General features: G+C 68.8%; 7 protein-coding genes. 5 read left to right on the top strand and 2 right to left on the bottom strand.

The window, feature by feature from the left end; all coding sequences use genetic code 11:
* Nucleotides 1-829: aldehyde dehydrogenase family protein (locus VF697_RS38990; protein ID WP_331103180.1), on the top strand; the 829-nt coding region annotated here is incomplete at its 5' end.
* A gap of 73 nt (nucleotides 830-902) precedes the next feature.
* Nucleotides 903-1,316, top strand: coding sequence for a hypothetical protein (locus VF697_RS38985; RefSeq protein ID WP_331103179.1), 414 nt, complete (start codon nucleotides 903-905; stop codon nucleotides 1,314-1,316).
* A gap of 52 nt (nucleotides 1,317-1,368) precedes the next feature.
* Here the strand turns inward: VF697_RS38985 and VF697_RS38980 are convergent, their stop codons facing one another.
* Nucleotides 1,369-2,553, bottom strand: coding sequence for an iron-containing alcohol dehydrogenase (locus tag VF697_RS38980; RefSeq protein ID WP_331103176.1), 1,185 nt, complete (start codon nucleotides 2,551-2,553; stop codon nucleotides 1,369-1,371).
* Between the two features lie 10 nt (nucleotides 2,554-2,563).
* Complete coding sequence (locus tag VF697_RS38975) at nucleotides 2,564-4,024, bottom strand: glutamine synthetase family protein (protein ID WP_331103174.1); 1,461 nt, start codon at nucleotides 4,022-4,024, stop codon at nucleotides 2,564-2,566.
* Nucleotides 4,025-4,280: 256 nt separating this feature from the next.
* On the opposite strand from VF697_RS38975, the gene VF697_RS38970 reads away from it, so the two are divergent.
* The 3 genes from VF697_RS38970 to VF697_RS38960 all read left to right on the top strand — a co-directional run.
* On the top strand, nucleotides 4,281-5,018 hold the full coding sequence (locus VF697_RS38970) for a glutamine amidotransferase (RefSeq protein WP_331103172.1): 738 nt from the start codon (nucleotides 4,281-4,283) through the stop codon (nucleotides 5,016-5,018).
* A gap of 26 nt (nucleotides 5,019-5,044) precedes the next feature.
* The gene (locus VF697_RS38965; RefSeq protein WP_331103170.1) at nucleotides 5,045-5,503 is read left to right on the top strand and encodes a hypothetical protein; all 459 of its coding nucleotides are present in this window, start codon (nucleotides 5,045-5,047) and stop codon (nucleotides 5,501-5,503) included.
* 32 nt (nucleotides 5,504-5,535) lie between these two features.
* On the top strand, nucleotides 5,536-5,928 hold a 393-nt coding region (locus VF697_RS38960; RefSeq protein ID WP_331103168.1), incomplete at its 3' end, for an AI-2E family transporter.

Here is a 5,928-nt window from a genome sequence, read left to right as displayed (position 1 = left end):
CTGCGATCACCCCACCAGCGAGCGCATGGTGGGAGATCCGCGCGTGGACCATGTGGTGTTCACCGGCTCGGTGTACGGCGGCCAGCGGCTCATCCAGGCGAGCTCCAAGCGCTTCCTCCACATGGGCTTGGAGCTGGGTGGAAACGATCCGGCCTACGTGGCACCGGACTGCGACTTCGACAAGACGGTGGAGAACGTGGTGGACGGCGCCATCTACAACGCCGGCCAGAGCTGCTGCGCGGTGGAGCGCGTCTACGTGCACCGCTCGCTCTACAAGCGCTTCATCGAGGCCTGCGAGACGCTGGTGCGCGGCTACGTGCTCGGCGATCCGATGAACGACAAGACGTCCCTGGGCCCCATCGCCCAGCCAAACCACCCGGCCGAGCTGGAGCAACTGGTGGAGGACGCCCGCCGCAGGGGTGCCCGCGTGGTGGCCGGCGGCAAGCGGACCCAGGTGGACGGCAAGGGCCGCTTCTTCGAGGCCACCCTCATCGCCGATCTGGATCACTCGATGCGGCTGATGAAGCAGGAGTCCTTCGGTCCCCTCCTCCCCATCTCCCCGGTGGACTCGGATGAGGAGGCGCTCGCGAAGATGAACGACTCGGAGCTGGGGCTGACCGCGAGCGTCTGGACGAAGGATCGCGAGCGCGCCGCCCGCTTCGCCGCCCAGCTTGAGTGCGGCACCGTCTACATGAACCGCTGCGACTCGGTGGACCCGGCGCTGCCGTGGATTGGCGTGAAGAACTCGGGGCGCGGGCACAGCCTGAGCACGCTCGGGTTCGACCAGCTCACCCGGCCGAAGTCGATCCACTTCCGGCTGTCGTTCTGAGCGGAACGCCGGGCGCATTGCCACGGGGGAGCGGGGTGCGGCACCATGCCGCCGGATGACGATGTCTCCGGCGGTGACCCTCTCCCTCGTTTCGTGCGGTGTGTTCTTCCTCGCCGCCCTGTTCCTCGGTGTGTGGAAGCACCTGGCGATGGTGAAGAGCCCGGCCCATCGCGCGCCGGTCTACGTCGACATCGCGCACCGGGCGGCGCTCCTCTACGCGTTCGCGGCCCTGGTGGTGGCCCAGTTCGCCGAGCACAGCCCGTTCAGCGACACGGTGAATCTGCTCGCCGCGGGCGGTCCGCTGCTCTTCTTCGCGAGCACCATCTGGCGCTACACCGAGCTGGGCTGGCGCAACGAGACCGAGAACCAGTACGACCCGCCCACGGCGCTGATCCGCCACGGGCTGTGGATTCTCATCGTCGTCGAGGTGGGCGGCTTCGGAACGCTCTTCGCAGGGTTCCTGCTGCGCCGATTCAACGGCTGGTGAAGCTCGCGGCGCGCTGGAAGGAGCACGCCGCGAGCCGAGTCACCTGGAAGGACTAGAACGACTCGCGCAGCATCGCGAGCAGATCGTCCTGGGTGCACGGGCGCGGGTTGCCGCGGTGCGAGGCATCCACGAAGGACTTCTCGGCGATGCGCACCAGGTCCTTCTCCTGCACGCCCACATCACGCAGGCGCAAGGGGATGCCGATGGAGGCATTGAGCTTGCGCACGCGGTCGACGGCGTTGCCCGCGAGCACCTCCTCGCGCGAGTTGGAGGTGTCGCCCATGGCCACCGCGACGCGCGCCAGGCGCGCGGTGCTGACGGGGCGGTTGAACTCCATCACCACGGGCAGGACGATGGCGTTGGCCAGACCGTGGTGGACGCCGGAGATGGGCGTGAGCGCATGTGCCAGCGCGTGGCAGGCCCCGAGCCCCTTCTGGAAGGCCATGGCGCCCTGCATGGCCGCCACCATCATGTCGGTGCGGGCCATGAGGTTGCGGCCCTCCTCCACGGCCTTGGGGAGCGAGCGCGCCACGCGAGCGATGCCGTCGATGGCCACCGCGTCCGCCAGCGGGTGGAAGCCGTTGGACAGGTAGGCCTCCAGGCAGTGCGTGAAGGCGTCCATGCCCGTGGCCGCGGTGGGCCCAGGAGGCAGGCCGAACGTCAGCTCGGGGTCGCAGATGGCCGCCTTGGGCATGAGGAACGGGCTGAAGATGACCGTCTTGCGCCCGGTGTCCGAGAGCGTCGCCACGCCCGAGCGGCTCACCTCGGAGCCGGTGCCCGCGGTGGTGGGGATGGCGATCAGCGGCGGCATGTTGTCGCGCACGTACTGGTCCCCACCCGTCGCGTCGTCGTAGCGCGACAGGGGCGGCTCGTGCGTGGTGAGGACCTGCACCAGCTTCGCCGCGTCGAGCGGGCTGCCACCGCCGATGGCGATGATGCCGTCGCACTTGTTCGCCTTGTAGGCCTCCAGGCCCGCGAAGGCATCGCGCTCGGTGGGGTCGGGCTTCACCTGGTCGAAGATGGCGAAGGCCACTCCGGCGCCCTTGAGGACGTCGTACAGGCGCTGCGCCAGCCCCGCCTTCACCACGCCCGCGTCCGTCACCACCAGCGGGCGCTTCATGTTCAGCCTCGTCACCTGGGCGGGCAGTCGCTGCAGCGCGCCGGCCCCGAAGACGACCTTCGTGGGCCAGGACATCTCGGTGATGCGCGGCTCGATCGGCATGTCGAACGGTTTCATTCGGTGTCTCCTAGATGAGCTCCATGTAGCGCTCGAGCTCCCAGTTCGTGACCGCGCGCTCGTAGCGCCGGGCCTCCCACTCGCGCGTGCGCACGAAGTGGTCCACGAACTCCTCGCCCAGAATCTGCTTCGCCCGCTTGGACGCCTTCAGCAGCGTCACCGCCTCCTTGAGCGAGCGCGGCAGCATCGGCGCCTCGGCCGAGTAGCCGTTGCCCGCGCACGGCGAGGGGGGCTCCACCTCGTTCTCGATGCCCCACAGGCCGGCGGCCAGACTCGCCCCCATGCCGATGTACGCGTTCATGTCCGCGCCCGTCTGGCGGTACTCGATGCGCATCGACTTGGGGCTGTCCCCGATGACGCGCACCGCCGTGGTCCGGTTCTCCTTGCCCCACGTGGCCGTCACCGGCGCCCACGTGTTCTCCACGCTGCGCTTGTAGCTGTTCACCGTGGGCCAGTAGAGCGCGGTGAGCTCCGGCATCAGCGTCATCAGCCCGCCGATGTAGTGCCGCATCGTCGTGCTCATGCCATCGGCCGCCTCGGGGTCATGGAAGGCGTTCTCGTCGTTCTTGAGCGTCCACAGCGACTGGTGGATGTGCCCCGAGCACCCTGGCAGCTTCTCGTTCACCTTGGCCATGAAGCAGGCCGTCAGCCCGTGGCGCGAGCAGATCTCCTTCACCACCGTCTTGAAGAGCGCCGCCTTGTCCGCGGCCTTCTCCAGGTCGTCATAGCGGATGGCGGCCTCGAAGACGCCCGGGCCCGTCTCGGTGTGGAAGCCCTCCAGCTCCAGGCCGAAGTCCCGGCACCCGTCGATGACGGCGTGCACCAGCGGCGCGCTGGCCGACGTGCGCAGCCACGAGTAGCCGAACATGCCCGGCGTGAGCGGCGTCAGGTTGGCGAAGCCCTTGTCCTTCAGCGACTGGGGCGTCTCCTTGAAGATGAAGAACTCGTACTCGGCGCCGAACCTCGGCAGGAAGCCCATGTCGCGCGCGCGCTGCCCCATCTTCTGGAGGAACTGCCGGGGGCTCGGCTCGAAGGGCGAGCCGTCCGGGTTCACGAAGTCCAGGAGGAAGGCCGCGGTGTCCGGCTCCCACGGGATGATGCGCCCGGTGGTGATGTCCACCGTGGCATGCCCGTCCGGGTAGCCGGTGTGCCAGCCCGTCACCCGCGTGTTGTCCAGCAGCTCGTCCGTGATGTCCCAGCCGAACACCACGTCGCAGAAGCCCATCCCGCTCTTGCACGCGGAGAAGAACTTCTCCACCGACACGTACTTGCCACGCCAGACGCCATCCACGTCCACCGCGCCAAGCTTCACCTGCCGCACGCCCTGCTCCTCGAACCACTTGTGCAGCAGGTCCGTGCCCGAGGGCTCGCGCAGCGCTCTGACCGTGCCGCGCTCCTTGTCCTTCGAGCGCGCACGCCTGCCCGCTGGCTGCGGCAGCGTGATGACCTTCGCCTTGGAACGGTTCGCCATTGGCCTCTTCCTCCTCCTTCTCCCGACACCCATGAGCGCCTCCGGACCCTTCAGCTCCCCGAAGGCAGCTTCGTCCACACAGTCTTCACGCCCTGCTGTTGCCCGCGCTCGCCCGCCATGGGCTCCACGGACTGGCCCTCGATGTGCAGCTTGAGGGCCGGCAGTTGGTCAGGGAGCGTACGGGCGTCAACAGGAAGTGGCAGCCGAAGCTAGGGAGCGACATCCGATGCGGCAACCCGACCGACCGAGAGGCGCGATGAAGAACGTTCTCCTGTTGAAAGCCGGTGATGCGGCCCCCTCCGTACGTCTAACCGTCGGTGACTATGAGCGCTGGTTCGTCGAGTCGCTCGCCCCGGGTGGGTGCCAGTTCGACATCCTCCACGTCCACCGGGGCGCCAGGCTGCCGGACAGTGCCGAGGGGTATGACGCGGTGATGATGACGGGCTCCCCGCTGTCGGTGACGCAGCCGGAGCCGTGGATGGAGCGCGCCGCCGGGTTCATGGTGGACGCGGCGGCCCACGGCGTGCCCGTCCTCGGGGTGTGCTTCGGGCACCAGTTGCTCGCGTATGCGCACGGGGCCCGCGTGGTGCGCAACCAGCGGGGGCGCGAGATTGGCACCGTGGAGGTCACCCTGAACGAGGCGGGCCGCGAGGACCCGCTCTTCGACGGGGTGTCCGAGCGCTTCACCGTCCAGGCCACCCACGAGGACATCGTCGAGCAGGCCCCGGAGGGGGCGACGGTGCTCGCGGGCAACGCGAACACCACGGTGCAGGCACTCGCCTTCGGGCCCCTCATCCGCGGCGTGCAGTTCCACCCCGAGGTCCAGCCCGAGGCCATGCGTGCCCTCATCCTCGCCCGCCAGGAAAAGTTGGAGGTCGAAGCAACTCAGCGGGGTTACTCGCCCGGGGAGCGGGTGCCCCGGCTGCTGGCCGGGATTGCTCCCTCGCCCGCCGGGCGGCGCATCCTGAGCAACTTCCTGGAGCGGTTCACCTGAGAGCAGGGCTGGAGTAGGTACACACCATGGCCTCCCGCTGGGACTACCTTTTCGAGACCAAGCCGGTGCCGCTCATCGACCACCTCATCGAGGAGGTGGCGAAGCTGCTGGCGAAGGATCTCGACCGCTGGCCGCCCCCCGTCCAGGAGATAGACCTGGAAGTGGGCGGCCAGTTCGCACCCCTCTTCACCGAGCCCCCGCCGCGACCGTCCCGGGCCGTGTACGAGGAGGCCTTCCGGCTCTCGCGCTGGGAGCTGGCGCGGGAGCTCGATGCCTACGACGACTACATGCGCAACAAGCGCTACCTGGCGCGGGGGCTGGCCCCCACGGACCGGCTGACCCTGCTCTTCCTCAACCGGTGGATCGTCGACCAGATGCTCGGCCTGGGAGAGGCCACGGAAGGCCGCGTCAATCGCCGGCTCATGCAGCAGTGCCTCGACCGCCTGGAGGCTCGCCTGCGGATGGTTCAAACGCCCTCCGCTTGAGACCGGGCGGCCCCTCTGCGATAAGCCGCGCCATGCTGCAGCCTCACGACCATGATGCCCCGGCGGAAAGCCGCAAGCGCTTCCTCATCCTGCTGGGGCTGTGGGCCACCATCGCCATTGTCCTGGTCGCCTTCCGCTCGGTGGTGCTGCCCTTCGCGAGCGCCGCGCTCATCGCCTACCTCATCCACCCGCTGGTGACGCGCATCTCGCGGGTCCAGGTGCGCGGCACGCACATCCCCCGCTGGGTGGCCATCCTGGCCATCTACGCCCTCTTCTTCGTGCTGGCCTACCTCTTCTTCATCGCCATGGTGCCCCAGCTCTACCGGGAGCTGGCGCGCATCAGCCGCGACGGGGTCGCCTTCGCCAACTCGCTCACGCCCGAGCGCGTCCACGCGCTCTCCGACCAGGTGGAGGAGTGGCTGCGG

Origin of the sequence: Archangium sp., assembly GCF_036388035.1 — a bacterium.
GTDB lineage: Bacteria > Myxococcota > Myxococcia > Myxococcales > Myxococcaceae > Archangium.
This window is presented reverse-complemented; position numbering and strand designations above follow the sequence as displayed.

What these genes read in the sequence shown, in the direction of transcription:
- VF697_RS38980 (WP_331103176.1), bottom strand. Translation starts at nt 2,553, where the DNA reads ATGAAACCGTTCGACATGCCGATCGAGCCGCGCATCACCGAGATGTCC.
- VF697_RS38975 (WP_331103174.1), bottom strand. Translation starts at nt 4,024, where the DNA reads ATGGCGAACCGTTCCAAGGCGAAGGTCATCACGCTGCCGCAGCCAGCG.
- VF697_RS38970 (WP_331103172.1), top strand. Translation starts at nt 4,281, where the DNA reads ATGAAGAACGTTCTCCTGTTGAAAGCCGGTGATGCGGCCCCCTCCGTA.
- VF697_RS38965 (WP_331103170.1), top strand. Translation starts at nt 5,045, where the DNA reads ATGGCCTCCCGCTGGGACTACCTTTTCGAGACCAAGCCGGTGCCGCTC.